This is a genomic window from Myxococcus hansupus (genome assembly GCF_000280925.3).
In the GTDB taxonomy this organism is placed as follows: Bacteria; Myxococcota; Myxococcia; order Myxococcales; family Myxococcaceae; genus Myxococcus; species Myxococcus hansupus.
Genome location: NZ_CP012109.1, coordinates 8,111,177 through 8,129,316 on the forward strand (window position 1 = coordinate 8,111,177; position 18,140 = coordinate 8,129,316).

Below are 18,140 nucleotides of genomic sequence, written 5' to 3' on the forward strand. Positions count from 1 at the left end.
CCGCGTCCGTCCTTCCAGACGGGCACGGGGCCCCGCTGACGTTCAGCCCCGCGCAGTGACGGCTCAAGGCTTGGGCGCGAGCGCCAACGCCGCCTGGATGATGGGGCTGCGCGCGGCCGTCTTCCGCCACGCGGCGTGGACGATGCCCGTGCCCGCACCCGGAATCAGCCGGGACACCACACCCGCCTCGCGCGGACCGCCCGGAAGCAGCGACGCCAGCAGCGAATAGCCCAGCCCCGCCGCCACGAAGCCCAGGATGGTCTCCGACGAATCCGCCGCGTGCAGGCGCTTGGGCGTCACACCCGCCCGCGCCAGCGCCGCCAACTGCAAGTCGCGCAGGTGCCGGTCGGTGCTGTACGCGATGAAGGCATCATCACGGAGCTGGGCCAGCCGGACCTGGGGCCGCTTCGCCTGCGGGTGGTGCGCGGGCAGGACGAGGAAGGGCTGCGTGCGCCCCACCTCGCGCACGTCCACGTCCTCCGGAATCTCCGGCAGGTGGTCCACCACCAGGTCCGTGTCGCCCGCGCTCAGGATGTCCAACGCGGGCGTCTTCGATTCGAAGAGGGCCACCTCGATGTCTGGCCGCTTCGCCTGGAGCCGCCGCAGCCACGCGGGCAGCAGGTAGCGCAGCACGTGGCCGGACGCGTGGATGCGCAAGGTGCCGCCCACCTCGCCCTTGCGCAGCGACTGCACCACCGCGTCCAGGCCTTCGAGGAACGGCGCCACGTGCGCGTAGAGCGCGCGGCCCTCGGGCGTGAGCACCACGCGGTCCTTTCCCACGCGCTCGAAGAGGGGAACGCCCACCTCCGCTTCCAGCCGCTTCACCTGCTGGTGGATGCCCGGCTGGGTGATGGGATACGGGAATGTGGGGACCGCCCGTGCGTACCCTTCCGCGCGCGCCACCCGGTAGAAGCCCTCGAGCCGCTGGAGCTGAATCATTCACCCCAGGTTATCAATGGCGGATGAACTAGTTCCATGCGCTTTACGAAGGGACGGTGCATTGTTTCTCCCGTCAGCGAGCACGGCTCGCCCACCGAGGAGGAAGTTCGCATGTCCCGTTCCACGCCGAAGGTCGTCGTCGCGCACAGCCCCGCTTGGGTCGCCCAGACGTGGCTCTCGTTTGTCCTCTCCGTCGGAGTGACGGCGGTGGGGGTCTGGAACCTGCCCGTGGACATCTGGGTGAAGTCCTTCCTGGGCATGGGCCTGCTCTTCACCGTGGGCTCGACGTTCAGCCTGTCGAAGACGGTGCGCGACCAGCACGAGATGGAGCAGCTCGGCACGCGCATCGACGAGGCCCGCGTGTCGCGGCTGCTCTCCGAGCACGACCCGCTGGCCCCGCCGAAGATGTAGCGCGCGTCAGGGCGCGCCGCGGCCCGCGCGCAGGCTGTCCACGGCCTCGTCCAACAAGGCCAGCGCCGCGTCCGTCCAACCTCGCAGCTTCATGCGCGCGGACACGTGCTGGGTGAACGGGATGAGGCCCGCGACGGCGGCGTCCTCGATGAGCTGGGCCTGCTGCTCGGGGTTGAGCTGGGCCCAGCGCTTCTCGCGGCTCACGCCCTTGCGCCAGTCGTAGCCATCACCGGACCACTGCGCGGCCAGCGCCGCGCTCAGGTACGCGGTGCCCCCGTGCTGGTGTTGCCAGACGTGTGTCAGCTCATGCACGAGCAGGCCGAAGTCCACGGCCCCGCCGCGAGGCGGGACGAAGACGGTGTTGCCATGCGCGAAGGCCCGGCCCGGGAGGCCCAACAGGCCCAGCCGGCCCACCTTCACGCGCACCGCCGCGTAGTTCAGGCTGTCCCCGAAGACGGGGCGCACGCTGGCGATTTCATCCTCGGTGAGGCGGCGGCCCGGGGGCTCCAGTCCCGCGAGCACCTGCACCGAGCTGAGCACGCGCCCGCCCACCATCAGCACCGCATCCGCGGGGAGCTGGGCGACGCGCGTCAGGCCCTGCCCCACACGGGGGAGTCCCTCGCGCGGACGGCCCCGCGCGCACTGCGCCACGCCGCCGCCCACGGACTTCAACACCACCCCCACGCTGCGAGCCACCCCCACCGACGCGCTCGTGACCCCCGTGAGCAGACCTCGGCCCGCATCCACCAGCCGCTCCGAGAACGTGGCCCCGCGGCTCATGCCATGCTCCTCAGCGCCCCGCCGTCATGGCGCGCAGTCCCGACAAGCCCATCACCGACTCCACCAACGTGCGCAGCGAGCCCGGACGCCACGGCCGGGACAGCGCGAAGTGCGTCAGGCTGGAGGCGCTGTAGGCCGCCGCCACCTCGGGACGAAAGTGCGACGACACCAGGATGCGCGGGCCTGAAAGCTCCCGCTCCACCAGCCGCGCCAGGAAGGTGGGCACGGCGGCGCGCTGCACGGAGTCCAGATCCACGATGACCGCCTCGGGCACCACGCCCAGGTCCATCCGGCGATCCGCCGACGCGATTCCCAGCGTGGGAACCAGCTCGAAGTCGGACGCCAGCTCGCGGCCCATGGCCAGCCGGAACAACGGCTCCTCGGAGACGAGCATCACCCGAGGCCCCTTCGGAGCGCTCCGTCGGCTCCGCGCGGGCGCGGGCTCGAAGGGAAGACGCAGTGCGCCAGCCTCGACCAGGTGGCGGGCGTCGAGGAGGGACTGCGCACGACGGATGAGGGGGGCAGGGGCGCTGGACACGAATGTGACAATAAACCAGCAATAGCGGAAATATCAATCTTTACTTCAATTCTGGCGAACAAATCCTGAATTGCTGGACCTCGTCTGCCGTCGCCAAGCGTACGATGATACATTCGTCCAGTGGGTCGAAAGTAACACCTATTCAGGTGTTACTGAGTCTTAATCGACCCACTTCGCCTTCGCCGGGTTTTGCGGACTTGGGCGACGGAATCCGCGCCTACATCATCAGCCGCTGATCGAGCGTGGCCAGGGGCTCCAGGTGGGTGGAACCGCCACTGTCGAGCACCCGTGTGAGCAGCTCCAGGAACGACGTCCCCACCACGGGGATTTCAGCGGGCGTCTGCGCGGAGGTCAGCACGGGCACCCGCAACCTGGCGCCCTGCATGAAGCTCCAGCCCTGGATTTCGTCCTCGCCCACGGGGGGCCGGGGCTCGAGCTGGCTCGCATTCAACCGGACCACGCACGCGTTCGACTTCCTGTAGGCATCTCGCCACGCCAGCACGGTTCCATCCGGCAGGTCCATGAGCGCCACGACGGTGATTCGCTCCGAGCCTTCCGCGTCCACGGCGATGCGAATCTCCGCATGGTCCGTGCACGGCCGGATGCGCCAGGCGTTCTCACCGGAGAACAGCGTGGCCTCTTCAATGTGGGCGAAGAGGGCATTGAGCTCCGCGGTGCCCTGGAACGCGTCCACACGGGTGGCGCGCGTCGCGGTGTGCTCCGCGAAGATGCGCTCGATGAGGGATTGAGCGGAGGTGCCGCCATCCTTCACGGTGACGCCCACCCGGGGAATCAGCGCGCCCGCGTCATCCACCTCGACCGCGAGGACACCCGCTTCCAGTGTCCACGCCTCGGACTCGCCGCGCCCCGGGAGCGTCACCTTCAAAGGCACGCTCGACAGTCCCGCCGGAGCGTCCTGCAACGCCAGCCCAGGCCCTTCATACCACCTGTCCGAAGCCGCTTTCGCGCACGAGGCCATCAGCTCCGCGTGCGAGGTCTTCAGCATGGGGTTCCGGCTCGAGAAGCTCCCATGGCCTGCGACATAGGGGATCAGCCGGGCAATCCAACCCGTAGCCCTGTCCCACCCATAGGCCTTCGCGGGTTTGTACATCTCCTTCCAGTACTCGCGGTCGGGCCGTCCCTCGGACGCGCTCACGAACGCATCCATGATGGGAATCAACGACGACGTCCACCACGACAGGTCCAGCTCCTGGATGACATCGATGCGGCGGCGGATGGCCTTCCAGTCCTCCGGCGTCCCCAGCAAGGTGACGCGCGGGATGCCGCAGACACAGGCCATCACGAAGTCGAAGTACGGCGACATCGCGTCCATCAACACCACGTCGCCCGCCATCCGCTCGACGTCCGTGCTGGTGGAGAAGTCACATGACAGCAGCCGGGGCATCCCCTGTCCCAGCGCTTCACGGAGCTGATGACGAAATGAGGAGAACAGGAGCAGGTAATCCGAGTCCGTCTCCGGCAGGCCGCCCACATCGACCGTCAACGTCTTGCGCCCCTCATGCCGGACGATGCGGCTCCGGAGCGCCTCCGCGTTCAACCGGACGTGCTGGGCCACGCCCTGCGCGATGGTGAGCCACACAGCGTCCGGGGAGAGCACCAGCGGCCGATGCTCCGCGAAGGCCGCGTGAACGGCGGCGAGCAACGGATGGATGCCCTTCATCTCCAGTACCCGGGTGTCCCGCCCGGGCGCCATCCAACGCACGTCTTGAATCAGCGTCCCCAACAGCGTCATCACGGGAGGCGCGGAGGCCTCCTCGACGGAATCCACCTCGAACGTCACCATTTGCATCCCCCTCACGGTGGCCAGGATTGTACGGGGCGCCCACTCCCCGTCGGGGCCTCACGCCCCAGTGACCGCATCCTGACGAGGCGCGTGCGCCGCGTCCTCAGCCCCCGGGTGCGGCCATGCCCCACCCCGGTCGCGCCCGTCAGCCAGGGACAGCGCTCACTCGAACTCGAGCGCGCGCTGGAAGTCCGCCGGGTTGGAGGCCGCGCTCTGCGCCGTCTCCAGGGTGATGAGCCCCTCGCGGTAGAGCTGCGTCAGGTGCTGGTCGAAGGACTGCATGCCGAACATGTCGCGGCCCTTCTCGATGACGTCCTTCAGCTCGTTGGCGCGGTCGTCACGGATGTACTGCTCCACCGTCTTCGTCTGCACCATGATTTCCAGCGCCACCGTGCGGCCCTTGCCGCTGGCCCGAGGCAGCAGGCGCTGCGACACCGTGGCCTTCAGACAGTCCGCCAGACGCATGCGCACCATCGTCTGCTCTTCGGCGGGGAACACGGACACCAGGCGGTTGATGGTGCGGGACGCGTCCGTGGTGTGCACCGTGGAGAGCACCAGGTGGCCCGTCTCCGACGCCTTGAGCGCGATGTCGATGGTCTCCGTGTCGCGCATCTCGCCGACGAGGATGACGTCCGGGTCCTGGCGCAGCGCCGCGCGCAGGGCAATCGCGAAGCTCTGCGTGTCCGGGCCAATCTCCCGCTGGGAGATGGACGACTTGATGTTCTTGTAGATGAACTCGATGGGGTCCTCGATGGTGAGGACGTGCAGGTTCTCCGTGCGGTTGATGTGGTCAATCATCGACGCCAGCGTGGAGCTCTTGCCCGACCCCGTGGCCCCCGTCACCAGCACCAGCCCGCGCTCGTTGCCGGCAATCTTCTTCAGCACCTGCGGCAATCCCAGCCCATCGATGGTTGGGATTTCATCCGGGATGATGCGAAGGATGCACGCCAGCGAGCCGCGCTGCCGGTAGATGTTCACGCGGAAGCGCGCCACACCCGGCAAGCTGTAGGAGGCGTCGCACTCCTGCAGCGTATCGATTTGCTGCTTCATCGCCGGATCCGACACGACGTGGATCGCCACCTGCCGCGTGTGGTCCGCGTGAAGCTTTTCCATCTTCAAGGGCCGGAGTGCGCCGTTCACCCGGTAGATGGGCGGGTCCCCCGGCCGGAAGTGGATGTCCGATGCACCGTTCTGCACACCGACCGCGAGCAGCTTGTTGAGCGTTGCCAGATCCAGGGGAGTCTTCCTCTTCAGCTAGGAGAACCCCGGAGTCTAGGCTGACACGCATCCCTTGCACATGGTGTGCAATTACCCCGGGGCGGGCACCAGGGTCAGCTCGGCAATCTCAGGCGTGGGCCCCAGCCGCAGCGGCGGTCCCCAGTAGCCCGTCCCTCTGTGGGTATAGACGCGCACCCCGGCGATGGTGGCCAGACCGCGCACCACCGGTTGCTGCAACTTGATGAAGAACATGAAGGGAAACATCTGCCCTCCGTGCGTATGACCGGAAAGCTGCAGGTCCACCATCACGCCAGACTTCGCCACCCGCAGGGCCGTCCGCGGCTGGTGCGCCAACAACAGACGCGGCACGCCCTGTGGGGCCCCCTGCAGCGCCCGCTCCGGACTGCTGGCATGCGAGGGGATGATGTGGCCCGCGTCGTAATCCGTCACTCCGGCGATGGTCAGCCGCGCGCCGTCGCGCTCCACCACCCGGTGCTCGTTCTGGAGGGCGGTGAGGCCCAGACGCTCGACCTCCGCCGCCCAGGCCGGACCCCCGTGATAGTATTCATGGTTGCCCGTGACGTAGAAGACGCCCAGCGACGCGCGCAGCTCCGCCAGGGGCTTCACTTCCTCACGCAGCGCGTCCACGGTGCCGTCCACTAGGTCGCCCGTCACCGCCACGATGTCCGGCTGGAGCGCGTTCACCTGCTCGACCACGCGCCGCAGCCAGCGCCCATCCAGCGTGGGGCCCACGTGGATGTCGGAGATCTGCACCACCTTCACGCCACGAAGCCCGGGCGCCAGTCCCTCCACCGGAACCGTCAACCGCTCCACCGTCGCCCGCCCTCGCGCGGTGATGAAGGCATACACCACCGCGGGTACCGTCACGCCCACGGACACCAGGGCCTTGCCCCGCGCCAGGGCCAGCGCGTCCGTCACCACGCCCGTCCACGACAAGACGGCCCCCACCAGGTCTGTCACCACCACCGCGCTGAGCAGGATGCCGAAGGCGCCCATCCAGACGTAGGACGTCCACTGGAGGGCCTGCGTCCAGAAGGTCGGCTCGCGCCGCGACGCCGCCATGCCCACGGGCAGCAACACGAAGAGCAGCGCCACCAGCGCGGGGCCCACGATTGTCCATGGCGCGGGGAGCTGCGGGCTCACGAACAGGCGCACCGCGATGTACGCATGCAGCCCGCCCATCAGCGTGAGGATGCCACCGAGCGACATCAACCACCGCAACGCCAGCGCCAGGGACACTCTGGGCCGGGACTCTTGCTCCATGCTTGGGGTCAGCTCCGCCACGGACAACGACCTCCTTCACACCGGTGCCCGCCATGACAGCGCCCGGAACGCTGGGACGTAACGGCCGCCAAGGACCGCTGCCCGACAACCCGCCCGCACACCGGGCAGGTCCACGCCTCATGGCGTCCAGCACACCTAAGACACGGGCGACGGGTTGGCGAGCCGACTACGTTTAATCCATGCGAACTTCACATATCTTCACGGCCGCGCTGCTCGCCGCGAGCACCGCCCTGGCGCAGCCGGTTCAGTACCTCGACCTGCGAACGCCTCGGGTCGCGCTCAACGCGCGCGTCACCGACCGCGACCTCACCAGTCCCGACCTGCAGGTTGGCTTCAGCAACGATGCCCTGCGAGGCCGCGCCTTCGGCAGGCCGCTCAACCTCACGCTCGACACCGCGCGAGTCCGTGGCATCTACGGCAGTGGCCCCGTGGACCTGCGGCTGACGCAGGAGGAAGGCGCCCTGCGCGCCAAGGGCACGTTTGGCGGCCAGCTCACGGACTTCCAGGTGACGCCCCAGACCTTCAAGGGTGACGTGGGCCGTTGCAGCTACCAGCTCCAGGCGTCCGAGGAAGGGCGTTATCAGGGTTGGCGCTCGTGTCTCGCCGGCCTGGAGAACCCCGTGTCCTTGTCCATCCCGCCCACCATCGGGAATGACAACGCACGGCTCGTGGCCACGCTGGCCCTGATTCTGTCGCGATAGTCCCGCGACAGGCTGGCTATGGTGCGCCCCCATGGCACGCATGCACGAAGTGGACTTCCACATCTACGGCGAGGACCTGCAGTTCGTCGAGGTGGAGCTGGACCCGGGAGAAGCCGCGGTCGCCGAGGCCGGAACCCTCATGTACATGGAGGACGGCATCGAGATGGAGACCATCTTCGGTGACGGCTCGCAGCAGTCGAGCGGCTTCTTCGGCTCACTGCTCGGAGCGGGCAAGCGCTTGCTGACGGGCGAGTCGCTCTTCACCACCGTCTTCTTCAACAAGAGTGGCCGAGGCAAGCGCAAGGTGTCCTTCGCCGCGCCCTATCCGGGGAAGATCATCCCGGTGAACCTGGGCGAGCTTGGCGGCGAGTTGATTGCCCAGAAGGACAGCTTCCTCGCGGCGGCCAAGGGCGTGTCGCTGGGCATCGCGTTCCAGAAGAAGCTGGGCACCGGCCTGTTCGGCGGCGAGGGCTTCATCATGCAGCGGCTCCAGGGAGACGGGCTCGCCTTCATCCACGCGGGCGGTACGCTGCATGAGCGCACGTTGGGCCCCGGGGAGCTGCTGCGCGTCGACACCGGCTGCATCGTCGCGTTCCAGCCCACCGTGGACTACGACATCCAACTGGTGAGCGGCATCAAGACGGCCCTCTTCGGCGGCGAGGGCCTCTTCTTCGCCACGCTGCGCGGCCCGGGCAAGGTGTGGCTCCAGTCGCTCCCGTTCAGCCGGCTCGCGGGCCGCATCCTCTCCGCGTCGCGTTCGGGAGGCGCTCGCGACGAAGGCAGCGTGCTCGGCGGCGTCGGGCTTGGTGGGCTGCTGGGCGACGACTGAGCGCCGACGATTCCGGCTCGCCGCCCCGTGGAGGGCGGCGACGCCGCAGGCGCTCACGGCGCGCATCCCTGCCGTGTCGCGGGCGGCTTCCGCCACGGCACGCTACGCGCGCCGACGCCGAGCCAGGACCGCCAGTCCCACGAGCAGCGACCAGGCGCCGACCATGCCCACGGGAGAGGCACCACAGCCACACCCCACGTCGAGCGCCGCGGGGCCCCGGACCTGGAAGGCGGTGCTGCGCGAGCGCGCCGGCGCCCGGCTGGACGCGATGAGGTGCTCCTGCGCCGCGACACTGTGTGGCCCCACCGACAGCGCACCCTCGCGCGGCACCTGGTAGCGGAAGGCGCCGGTGTCATCGGCCGTCACCGTGGCGACCTCACTGCCATCCACCTCGATGACCACGGTGGCGCCGGGCGAGGCCGCACCCGCGAACAGTGGCGTGGTGTCCACCACCTCGCCCTCCTCGGGCACCACGAGCACCGGCCAGCCTTCTTCCGGGACCTGCGTCCCGCCACCATCGCCCTGCGAGCTCCCCGCATCGGGATTGGACGAACCGCCATCGACGCCGCCGCTCACGGCCTGGGACTCGAAGCGAATGGGCTGTGAGTACGGACCGCTGATGCCGGCCTCGTTGTGCGAATGCACGGTGACGAAGTGCGGCCCGGGAGCCAGCGGCGACTCGGCGGGCCACTGGTAGCGGAAGCGGCCCGCGCCATCGACGGGGATGATGACCTCCGCGCCGTTGTCCACCTCGATGCCCACCGTCAGGCCGTTGGGCGCGACGCCCGCGAACAGCGGTGTGGTTCCCACCGTCTCGCCATCCTGGGGAATCACCAGGATGGGCTCCACCACCACGCCGCCGTCCTCCAACGTGGCGGCGACGGAGAAGGTGACGGGCACGGAGGACCGGCTGAAGGCGCCCAGCGACTCCGACACCGCGTGGACCGTGTGCGTGCCCACGCTGAGCGATTCCTGTGGCGGCGCGATGTGCGCGGAGAACGAGCCCGCCGCGTCAGCCACCACGTGGAGCCGCTCCACGCCGTCCACGAAGACGAGCACCCGAACGCCCGGCTCGGCGCGCCCCACGAAGCGCGGCCGGTCTGGCACCCCCACCGCGCCATCCACCGGCGTGCTGACGGCGGGCATCGTGGGCGTGCGGTAGGACGTGAGGTACTGCGTCACGACGCCCGAACTCCCCAGCCCCGCGCCATGCGTTCCCCCGTCGGAGGCCGTGAGCGTTCCGGCGGCACCGCCCGTCACCACCGTGGGGCAAGGCGTCGTCGTCCCTTGCAACAACACGCCGCCACCGCCGCCACCGCCGCCCGGTCCCAACACCCAATCCGGGTCACTCACCGTGCCGCCCCGGCCGCCCGCCGCCCGCGCGGCGCCGCAGCCCAGCGTGCCCTCCGCGCGCAGGATGAGCGCACCGCCCGCACCGCCACCGCCCGCCCCATCGTCACCCGGTGTCGGGAGGGCAGAGAGCCCATCCACGGTGATGCGCCCGCTCCCGGAGAACGCCCGCGCACGGAGGAGCACGGCGCCACCGCCAGCGCCACCGCCCGACCCCAGGTCGTCATTGCCCTCCCCCGCGCCCCCGCCACTCCCAAAGATGAACTTCTCGACGAGCGAGTACGCCGCGGGCACTCCCCCCTGCCCGCCCACGTCCCGCATCAAGTCGGTCTCCGTCGAGCGTCCGCCACCGCCACCGCGTCCGGCGTTCGCACCACCTCCGCCTCCCGCGTTGTGACAGTTACCGCCACCGCCACCGCCCGCGGCACTGCCCCGCCCCGCGGCCGAACCGAAGCGGCCCACCAGCAGCCCCTCTCCCTTGTAGGAGCCGCCCGCCTCCGGAGCGAGGTCCAGCGCCGTGCAGGAATAGATCTCCGGATGGTTGAGGAAGGCACCACCCCGGAAGCCCGCGCCCTCCGCGCTGATGAGTCCCTGGTTCGTCACGCTGCCCGTGGCGAGGAAGGCCACGATGCCACCACTGCGCCCATCCCACGGGCGCGGCGCCACGGTGGCCCCCGCGGCCACGGTGACGGTCGTGTATTCGGGCACGGTGACCACCTGCGCGCCGGGGATGACGAAGGGGTGGACCAGCGGCGCGGTCAGACGCAGCTCGACCGGCTCGCTCGACACCGCGGCCACGCGGGCCAGCTCCCAATGCCCCACGCCTCGGAGCTCGAGCGTGCCGCCGCTGGTGCCCACGGCCTCATCCGGGCCGCCGCTCTGGTGGAAGAGCACGAGCATCCCTTCGGAGAACCCCGTGGTGCGTTCCACCTTGATGCGGGTCTCCCCCGTATTCACACCGGCCGTCAGCGGCGTGGCGACGTTGACGATGTGGTCAGACGCCGTCACGTTGAGCGCGCCATGACGGCCCGTCCCCAGGCCAAAGGAATCCAGCTCCGCCAACGCGGGAGACGCCGGGAGCAACACGAGCAGGCAGGTCCAGACGAAGCGCATGCCCCCTCATGCTGCCTCAGAATCCGGGTCTCCCGCGAGTGTAGGACCCGGCTGGAGGCTCACTCCCCCGAAGAAACCGTCAGCGCCCGTGCGTTGCGTGGGGCGAAGAAGGACTGACGGGCCAGCTTCGGCAAGGCGCGCTTGTCCACACACCAGAGCTGGAGTGCGTCCTCCCACTCACCCAGCTCGGCCACGGCGCGCACATCCGGCGCATCGCGGTAGAGGCTGTTGAGGTTGTGCACGAGCGCGGAGAGGTCCTCCACCTCCCAGCGCTCCGTCACGTCGCCCGCCATCACGTGCAGCTCCAGCACGGGGCGCTCGCGGACATCCACCACCTTGAAGCGGCGGGCCGCGCCGCCCATCGCGTTGGTCAGCGGCCCCACCAGCTCATCGGCGCGCACGCCGTACCCCACGGACAGGCCCCCATCGAGCAGCCCCGCATCACACAGGCGCAACAGGGAGACATGGGGTGGCTCCCCGCGCGGCAGCAACTCCGCGGCGGCGTCACGGTCCTTGAGGAGTCGCTCCCGCAGGAGCACGTCGAGCAATGAGGCCATCTGAAGCCACAGCCTATCGCTCCTCGCCGCTCCAGTAGTCCACCTCCGCGGACAGCGGCAGCGTGGTGAACAGGGTGCGAGCGGCCTTGTCTCCCCCCGGGGCACTGCCCGCGGAGACGACCACCTTCTCCGAGTCCGAGTACACCATCACGTCCGGCTCCAGCATGGTGGAGAAGGCGAGGTAGCGCAGCGGCGCGTCACCGTCGTTCAGGAGCTGATGCGCCCCAGCCGCTCCCACGGGCAGCGCCACGTAGTCCCCCGCCTTCACCACGAGGGTGTCCTCGCCCAGGCGCAGCCGGCCCGTGCCAGACAGGATGACGTAGGCCTCTTCGTTGGCCAGGTGGTAGTGGCGCGGCCACGCGTGCTTGCCCGAAGGAAGCTCCATCAGGCTGCACCCCAGCTTGCGCCCCTTCGCGGCGGCGCCCAACTGCTTGCGGCGGTACTGCACGCGGGGTCCCTGCGTGACTTCGGACCAGGGAAGCTCCTGCCACGCGGAACACCACCCGTGGCCGCGCTGGCCGCGCTCTCCGGGCCCAAACACGGTGGCGCCTGCGACCGCGTGGAGGCGCTGCTCGCGGAGGTGGGACGGCCCGAGCGCGCCTCGGCCGTCATCCATGAGCGATTGCGCAGAGGCGAGTCCATGACGGGCTTCGGACATCCGCTCTACCCGGACGGAGACCCGCGAACACCGCCCCTGGTCGAAGCCGCGCAGGCCCTCCGGCCCGAGGCCCCCAGCGTCCGTATCGCGTCGGCCGTGCTGGACGTCATGCGCGCAGCGGGCCATCCACCGCCCTCCGTGGATTTCGGACTGGTGATGCTCGCGGGAGCACTGGGCCTGCCGCCCGGCGCGGGAGCCACGCTGTTCGCAGTGGGCCGCGCGGCGGGCTGGGTGGCGCACGTCCTCGAACAGCGCGAACAAGGGCACCTGCTGCGCCCTCGCGCGCGCTACGTGGAGGCGAATCCGCCACGCGCAGGCTGAAACGTCCACGCAGCGGCACTCCGCGCGCTACGTGGAAGCCAAGCCGTCACGCGCAGGCTGAAACGTCCACGCAGCGGCACTGCTCATGGGGCGACGTGGCGCCCCGTCCACGTCGTCTCCTGAAACTGGCGCATCTCGAACACAGACACCGCGCCCCCGAAACGTCGCCTGCCGCGCACCCACCGAAGTCCTTCGTTGGAGGCCCGCACACTCGCGGCGAAACTCCCGCGCCGTGGACACTCGACGCGTATATCCCCGATTCGCCATCGCCTCGCTGCTGGGCAACGTCGCCTTCCTCGCCTCGTGGGGCGTGGTGCTGATGCGGCCCACGGGCTGGCAGGTGATTGGCCCCATCCTGCTCTGCCTGTTCCTCGTCCTGCGCGTGGGCGGCATGTGGTTCTTCGCCTCGAAGCATCCGCCGGAAGAGCAACCCCGCATGCGACGCACGGCGACCTTCACCACCGTGCTGGCGCTCATCGCCGTGGGCATCTGGGTCTACACCGTGCTCCAAGGCCCCCGCGGCTTCTGAGCCGCCCAAGCGCCCTGCCCCCGAAACGACTCGCGGGCGCCGCCTCCGGACCTCGTCGTCCGGATGCCGCGCCCGCGATGACCGCGCTCCCTGTCACACGGCCCGAGGCCGCGCGGGGAACGTCAGACGTTGAAGCGGAAGTGCATGCAGTCGCCGTCCTGAACGACGTACTCCTTGCCCTCCACGCGCAGCATGCCCTTCTCCTTCACGGCGGACTCGCTGCCCATCTTCACCAGGTCCTCCCAGCGCATCACCTCGGCCTTGATGAAGCCGCGCTCGAAGTCGGAGTGGATGACGCCGGCGGCCTGCGGGGCCTTGTAGCCCTGGTGGATGGTCCACGCGCGGCACTCCTGCTCGCCCACGGTGAAGTACGTCCACAGGCCCAGCAGCTTGTAGCCCGCGCGCACCACCTTGTGCAGGCCGGGCTCGGACAGGCCCGCGCTCTCCAGGAAGCCCGGACGCTCGGACTCGGGGAGCTGCTGGATTTCGGACTCGAGCGCGGCGGCGAGCACCACGACCTCGAAGCCCTCCTTCGCGGCCATCTCCCGCACGGCCTTCACGTGAGGATTGGCGTCCTCCTTGCCCAGTTCCGTCTCGCCGATGTTCGCCACGTACAGCACGGGCTTGTCGGTGAGCAGGAACAGGTCATGGATGAGGGCGCTCTCGTCCTCGGTGAGCTTCTGGGCGCGCACGGTGATGCCGTTGTCCAGGCTCGCCTTGATGCGGTCCAGCAGCGCCACCTCGGCCTTGGCCTCTTCGCCGGCCTTGCCACCCATCTTGGTGTTCTTCAGGGTGCGCTCGCGGCGCTTCTCCACCGTCTCCAGGTCCTTGAGGCACAGCTCCGTGTCGACCACGTCCCGGTCCCGCACCGGATTCACCCCGCCCTCGACGTGGGTGACGTTGTCGTCCTCGAAGCAGCGCAGCACATGGAGCACGGCGTTGACCTGGCGGATGTTGCCCAGGAACTGGTTGCCCAGGCCTTCGCCCTTGGACGCGCCGCGCACCAGGCCGGCGATGTCCACGAACTCCAGCGAGGTGGGCACCTTCTTCAGCGGCTTGATGAGCGCGGACAACTGGTCCAGGCGGTCATCCGGCACGGGCACCACGCCCACGTTGGGCTCGATGGTGCAGAAGGGATAGTTGGCGGCCTGCGCGCCCGCGGCCGACAGCGCGTTGAACAGGGTGGACTTGCCGACGTTGGGCAGCCCGACGATTCCGATGGATAGACCCATGGTGATTCCCTGGAACACGCGCGCCGGGGGGCGCGCTTCCCCAAAAGGGGATTAGGCAGTGCGGCGGACGGCGCCGGAGGCGCTGGTGCCGTTCAGCGGCAGGCCCTGGACGAACTGCTCGGCCAGCGCGCGCTGCTTGCTGTCGTCCATGCGCTCGCCAATGAGCTTGCCGGCGATCTCCATGGACAGGTCGACCGCCATGGAGCGGACCTCGGCGATGGCCTTCGCCTTCTGCTCGTCGATCTCGCGACGCGCGCTCAGCTTGAGCTCCTCGGCCTCCTTGCGGCTCTTGGCCATGAGCTCCTCGCGGAACTTCTCCATCTCCTGCGTGTTGCGGCGCATCATCTCCGCGGCCTCACGGCGGGCCTCGGCGATGGCCGTCTTCTGGTCGGCCAGCAGCTTCTCCGCCTCGGCGCGCTCACGCTTCGCGCTCTCGATGGAGCTGGCGATCTGCTTCTCGCGCTCCTCGACCAGCGAGAGGATGGGGCCCCACGCCTTCATCTTCAGCACGATGGCGACGATGACGAAGGTGATGAGGGTCCAGAAGATGAGGCCCGGCTGGACCTTCACGAGGTTACTGGCGGCGAGGACGGAGGGCAGGAACATGGCGGGATGTCCAGCGTGAGGGAGGGTTGATGCGAAGACTTCGGTTACCGCGGCTGGAGCGGCCGGCGCCCGAGGTTCAATTCCCTCCAGGCACCGGCGACCTTCCAGCGATGACTCGACCTGCCCTGCTTAGGCCTTGGTGGCGAGCAGGATGCAAACGACCAGCGCGAACAGCGTGGCGCCTTCGATAAGGGCCGCCGCGATGATCATCGTGGTGCGGATGTCGCCGCCCGCGGCCGGCTGACGGCCCGTGGCGTCCATGGCGGCGGCGGCCAGCTTACCAATGCCGAGCGCGGCACCGATGATGGAGAGACCGGCACCCAGACCGGCGGCGAGGAAGGCGAGAGCGAGGTTCGTCATGGGAACACTTATTCTTTCGTAGCGTGGACCCGCTTGTGGGGGGGTCGTGATGGCCCTTGAGGACTACCTCCGGCGGCCTTTCGAACCGCCGGGTCTTCTGCCGAGGCGCCGGACTCGCGCGCCCCGTAACTCGTCACAGACGGCCTAGGCGTGGTGCGCCTTGCCGTGGTCGTGGTTGTGGCTGCCCTCGGCCGCGTGGCCGTGGTCGTCATGGTGGTGGCCCATGGCCACGCTCATGCCGATGAAGAGCGCCGACAGCATCGTGAAGACGTAGGCCTGCACGAAGGCCACGAACAGCTCGAGCAGGTAGATGGCGAAGGCGAAGGGCACGCTCACCAGCGCCACCGCCGGGTGGCCGAGGATGAAGATGAGGCCCAGGAGGAAGAAGAGGACGATGTGGCCCGCCAGCATGTTGGCGAACAGACGCATCGTGAGGGCGAAGGGCTTGGTGAACAGGCCCAGGACCTCGACCGGAATCATGATGGGCCACAGCGCCCAGTGCACGCCGCCCGTCAGGTGCTTCAGGTAGCCGCCCAGGCCCGCCGCGCGGATGCCCGCGAGCTGGGTGACGAAGAAGGTGCAGACCGCCAACGTCGCGGTGACGGCCAGGTTGCCGGTGGCCGTCGCCATCCAGGGAATCAGGCCCAGCAGGTTCATGAAGAGGACGAAGAAGAACGCCGTGAGCAGGTAGGGCACGTAGCGGGGGCCCTCTTCCTTGCCGATGTTCTTGATGGCCAGCTCGTCACGAACGAACAGCACCAGCATCTCGATGATGTTGGCGCCCGCGCCGCGCGGCACCAGCTTCGACTTGTCGCGGTTGCTCCAGATGAACAGGGTCGCCATCAGCAGCAAGGCGGCCAGCCACATCATCACGGTGTGCTTCGTGATGGACAGGTCCAGGCAGCCTTCCGTCAGGCCCGGAATCTCCTGACCGTGCGACGTCATCCGGGGCGCGCACCCGTCCGCCTTCAGCGGGACCAGAATTTGAGGCAGGTCCGCCGCGTGGATGGGGTTGCTCAGCGGGACTTCAATCTCCAGGTACGGCGAGTCCACGACGTGGTGGAGGATGTACCCCGGCACGTCGTCCTCGGACCCTGCGGCCCACGCCGTGGCAGCGAACAGACTGGCGAACAGCACCATTGCCTTGCGCATCACTCGTCTCCGCCCGCCGATTCCTTCGACGCGGCCATCACGTAGCTCACTTCAATCCACTGCAGCGCGAAGTAGACGCCGAAGAAACCGGCGATGAACGGCACCGCCGCCATTCCCCGCGACACCACGCCCAACAGCCCCGCCAACACGCCCACGGCCCGAAGGCCAAAAATGATTCCAACCACCTTCAGCGCGGCGTTGAGGTCCTGCCGCACCGCCCGCCGTTTCAGCACCAGGGCCACCGCGCCCGTCACCGCCGCCAGCCCCACACCCCAGAGCGCCGAAACCCGGTCTTCCACCACCTGCGGCATCAACGCCGCCAGCGCCAACCCGACCACCGCCACGCCACCCGCCAGCGCCGCATGACTCCGGAAGGAGTCCGTCCCACCACCACCACCGCCCCGCGCCGTCACTTCCGCCTCCCCAGCCGGGACATCTCGCGGAGGAATCCGTAGAAGCCCACGCAGATGCCCGCCAAGCTCAGCACCACCATCAACCAGGGGCCCGTCTCCAACCACTTGTCCAGCCAGTAGCCGCCCAACACCCCCACCACCGCCCCGCCCACCAGCTTCCACACCGCCGCGATGTAGGGCTGCGCGGCCCTCATCTGCCGAGCCGTTTCACCCAGCTCGGCGCCGTCCGAACCGCCCGGTTTCCGGGGCTCCTTCACTTCCATTCGGACGCCTCCCCAAACCCCGGGAAAACCTCGCGTTTCCAACCCCGCCAGCCCCAACCCCTCGACGCGCGGGCGCCGCTTAACACCGAACACGCGACACACGCAACCGCTACCATGGGCAGCCAGGCCCCGGCCCCCAGTCGCGATTGCCGCTTCGGCAAGCTCAGCTACCGCCGATCTGCCCCGCATGAGACCGCCTCTGGCGCCCTTCTCCGGGCCGACAGGGGCCTTGGCCAGGGTGAACCCCACCAGGCGGGCTTCCCGGGGCCTGGCGCCGCGCCTGGGGGCTTGAGCCTGCCCCAATACCCCGGTGCCGGACGGGCGGGCGGTGCCCTCCCCCCTCCTGGGCGCCTGGGAGCCCGCGTCGCCAGCTTGCCCAGACACGCTCCATCACGCCTTTGGAGGACTCCATGCCGAAGCCGCTCGTGCTCACGTCCCCCCGCTTCAAGGACGGCGACCTCATCCCCATTGCCTACACCGGCGAGGGGGAGGACATCTCTCCACCGCTCCAATGGACCGGCATGCCGGCCGGGACGAAGAGCCTGGCCCTCATCGTGGAGGACCCGGACGCGCCGGATCCGCGCAACCCGCAGATGACCTTCTCCCACTGGGTCATCTACAACATCCCCCCCTCCGCCCAGGGCCTGCCCGAGGGCGCCACGCCGGACGTGCTCCCGGAAGGCGCCCGGCAGGGGCAAAATGACTTCCGCCGGCAGGACTACGGCGGCCCCATGCCGCCCGTTGGCATGCACCGGTACTTCTTCCGCCTGTTCGCGCTGGACACGGTGCTGCCCGATCTGGGGCGGGCCGCCTCCCGCACCCAGCTCCGGGAGGCCATGGAGGGCCACATCCTGGGTGAGGCCGAGCTCATCGGCCTGTACACCAAGGTCCACCACCGCGGCGCGGAGTCGCCGGGGGCCTCCCCGGCCTGAGTCCGACTCGGGGAGCCTTCTTGGCATCTCCACGGGGCCTGGCTGCCATGCGCGGCCGGGCCCTTCCTACGGGTAAGCCGCAGGCGGACCCGCGCGTTGTGGGATGGTGGGCGAAGCGACGTGTGGGCG

The 18,140-nt window shown here is 69.2% G+C and carries 20 protein-coding genes and 1 pseudogene; 6 read left to right on the plus strand and 15 right to left on the minus strand.

Translation table 11 applies throughout. The annotated features are described in order from the left end of the window. Positions 1-63: 63 nt before the first annotated feature. Complete coding sequence (locus A176_RS31860; RefSeq protein ID WP_002636222.1) at positions 64-939, minus strand: LysR family transcriptional regulator; 876 nt, start codon at positions 937-939, stop codon at positions 64-66. 111 nt (positions 940-1,050) lie between these two features. On the opposite strand from A176_RS31860, the gene A176_RS31865 reads away from it, so the two are divergent. Next, positions 1,051-1,350, plus strand: coding sequence for a YiaA/YiaB family inner membrane protein (locus A176_RS31865; RefSeq protein ID WP_002636223.1), 300 nt, complete (start codon positions 1,051-1,053; stop codon positions 1,348-1,350). A gap of 6 nt (positions 1,351-1,356) precedes the next feature. Here the strand turns inward: A176_RS31865 and A176_RS31870 are convergent, their stop codons facing one another. The 5 genes from A176_RS31870 to A176_RS31890 form a co-directional block, all read right to left on the minus strand. Then, positions 1,357-2,130, minus strand: a complete 774-nt coding sequence (locus A176_RS31870; RefSeq protein ID WP_002636224.1) for a DUF4157 domain-containing protein — start codon at positions 2,128-2,130, stop codon at positions 1,357-1,359. Positions 2,131-2,140: 10 nt separating this feature from the next. Next, on the minus strand, positions 2,141-2,668 hold the full coding sequence (locus A176_RS31875) for a hypothetical protein (protein ID WP_021781349.1): 528 nt from the start codon (positions 2,666-2,668) through the stop codon (positions 2,141-2,143). Between the two features lie 217 nt (positions 2,669-2,885). Further along, a complete protein-coding gene (locus A176_RS31880; RefSeq protein WP_002636226.1) occupies positions 2,886-4,472 on the minus strand; it encodes a DUF4419 domain-containing protein in 1,587 nt (528 codons plus the stop codon). Positions 4,473-4,634: 162 nt separating this feature from the next. Then, positions 4,635-5,726, minus strand: a complete 1,092-nt coding sequence (locus A176_RS31885; protein WP_044890326.1) for a type IV pilus twitching motility protein PilT — start codon at positions 5,724-5,726, stop codon at positions 4,635-4,637. A 54-nt stretch (positions 5,727-5,780) separates the two neighbouring features. Further along, positions 5,781-6,995 (minus strand): metallophosphoesterase, encoded by a 1,215-nt coding sequence (locus A176_RS31890; protein WP_002636228.1) that lies wholly within the window; start codon positions 6,993-6,995, stop codon positions 5,781-5,783. Positions 6,996-7,174: 179 nt separating this feature from the next. Between A176_RS31890 and A176_RS31895 the strand changes: the two genes are divergently transcribed. Next, on the plus strand, positions 7,175-7,696 hold the full coding sequence (locus A176_RS31895) for a hypothetical protein (RefSeq protein WP_002636229.1): 522 nt from the start codon (positions 7,175-7,177) through the stop codon (positions 7,694-7,696). Positions 7,697-7,727: 31 nt separating this feature from the next. After that, positions 7,728-8,525 (plus strand): TIGR00266 family protein, encoded by a 798-nt coding sequence (locus A176_RS31900; protein ID WP_002636230.1) that lies wholly within the window; start codon positions 7,728-7,730, stop codon positions 8,523-8,525. Positions 8,526-8,627: 102 nt separating this feature from the next. Here A176_RS31900 and agmC read toward each other — a convergent pair whose 3' ends face one another. From agmC to A176_RS31915, 3 genes are read right to left on the minus strand one after another with little or no spacing between them, the layout of a single operon-like run. Continuing rightward, positions 8,628-10,988, minus strand: coding sequence for an adventurous gliding motility protein AgmC (agmC, locus tag A176_RS31905; RefSeq protein WP_002636231.1), 2,361 nt, complete (start codon positions 10,986-10,988; stop codon positions 8,628-8,630). A gap of 59 nt (positions 10,989-11,047) precedes the next feature. Beyond that, positions 11,048-11,545, minus strand: coding sequence for a hypothetical protein (locus A176_RS31910; protein ID WP_002636232.1), 498 nt, complete (start codon positions 11,543-11,545; stop codon positions 11,048-11,050). Between the two features lie 13 nt (positions 11,546-11,558). Beyond that, positions 11,559-11,993: a cupin domain-containing protein gene (locus A176_RS31915; RefSeq protein ID WP_002636233.1), complete on the minus strand. Its 435-nt coding sequence runs from the start codon at positions 11,991-11,993 to the stop codon at positions 11,559-11,561. A 60-nt stretch (positions 11,994-12,053) separates the two neighbouring features. Between A176_RS31915 and A176_RS31920 the strand changes: the two are divergent. Both A176_RS31920 and A176_RS31925 read left to right on the plus strand, forming a co-directional pair. After that, positions 12,054-12,524: pseudogene (locus A176_RS31920) on the plus strand (citrate/2-methylcitrate synthase); the annotation flags it as partial. Between the two features lie 313 nt (positions 12,525-12,837). Continuing rightward, on the plus strand, positions 12,838-13,053 hold the full coding sequence (locus A176_RS31925) for a hypothetical protein (protein WP_226994046.1): 216 nt from the start codon (positions 12,838-12,840) through the stop codon (positions 13,051-13,053). Between the two features lie 122 nt (positions 13,054-13,175). Here the strand turns inward: A176_RS31925 and ychF are convergent, their stop codons facing one another. From ychF to A176_RS31955, 6 genes are all read right to left on the minus strand, one after another. Continuing rightward, positions 13,176-14,285: a redox-regulated ATPase YchF gene (gene ychF, locus A176_RS31930; RefSeq protein WP_002636236.1), complete on the minus strand. Its 1,110-nt coding sequence runs from the start codon at positions 14,283-14,285 to the stop codon at positions 13,176-13,178. 51 nt (positions 14,286-14,336) lie between these two features. Next, positions 14,337-14,891, minus strand: a complete 555-nt coding sequence (atpF, locus tag A176_RS31935) for a F0F1 ATP synthase subunit B (RefSeq protein WP_002636237.1) — start codon at positions 14,889-14,891, stop codon at positions 14,337-14,339. Positions 14,892-15,020: 129 nt separating this feature from the next. Next, positions 15,021-15,251, minus strand: a complete 231-nt coding sequence (locus tag A176_RS31940; RefSeq protein WP_002636238.1) for an ATP synthase F0 subunit C — start codon at positions 15,249-15,251, stop codon at positions 15,021-15,023. A 144-nt stretch (positions 15,252-15,395) separates the two neighbouring features. Beyond that, the gene (atpB, locus tag A176_RS31945) at positions 15,396-16,403 is read right to left on the minus strand and encodes a F0F1 ATP synthase subunit A (protein WP_002636239.1); all 1,008 of its coding nucleotides are present in this window, start codon (positions 16,401-16,403) and stop codon (positions 15,396-15,398) included. Next, complete coding sequence (locus A176_RS31950; RefSeq protein ID WP_002636240.1) at positions 16,403-16,816, minus strand: hypothetical protein; 414 nt, start codon at positions 16,814-16,816, stop codon at positions 16,403-16,405. Before A176_RS31950 ends, atpB begins: the two co-directional genes overlap by 1 nt. After that, positions 16,813-17,079 (minus strand): AtpZ/AtpI family protein, encoded by a 267-nt coding sequence (locus A176_RS31955; protein WP_002636241.1) that lies wholly within the window; start codon positions 17,077-17,079, stop codon positions 16,813-16,815. Before A176_RS31955 ends, A176_RS31950 begins: the two co-directional genes overlap by 4 nt. A gap of 410 nt (positions 17,080-17,489) precedes the next feature. Between A176_RS31955 and A176_RS31960 the strand changes: the two genes are divergently transcribed. Beyond that, positions 17,490-18,011 (plus strand): YbhB/YbcL family Raf kinase inhibitor-like protein, encoded by a 522-nt coding sequence (locus A176_RS31960; RefSeq protein WP_002636242.1) that lies wholly within the window; start codon positions 17,490-17,492, stop codon positions 18,009-18,011. Positions 18,012-18,140 lie beyond the last annotated feature (129 nt).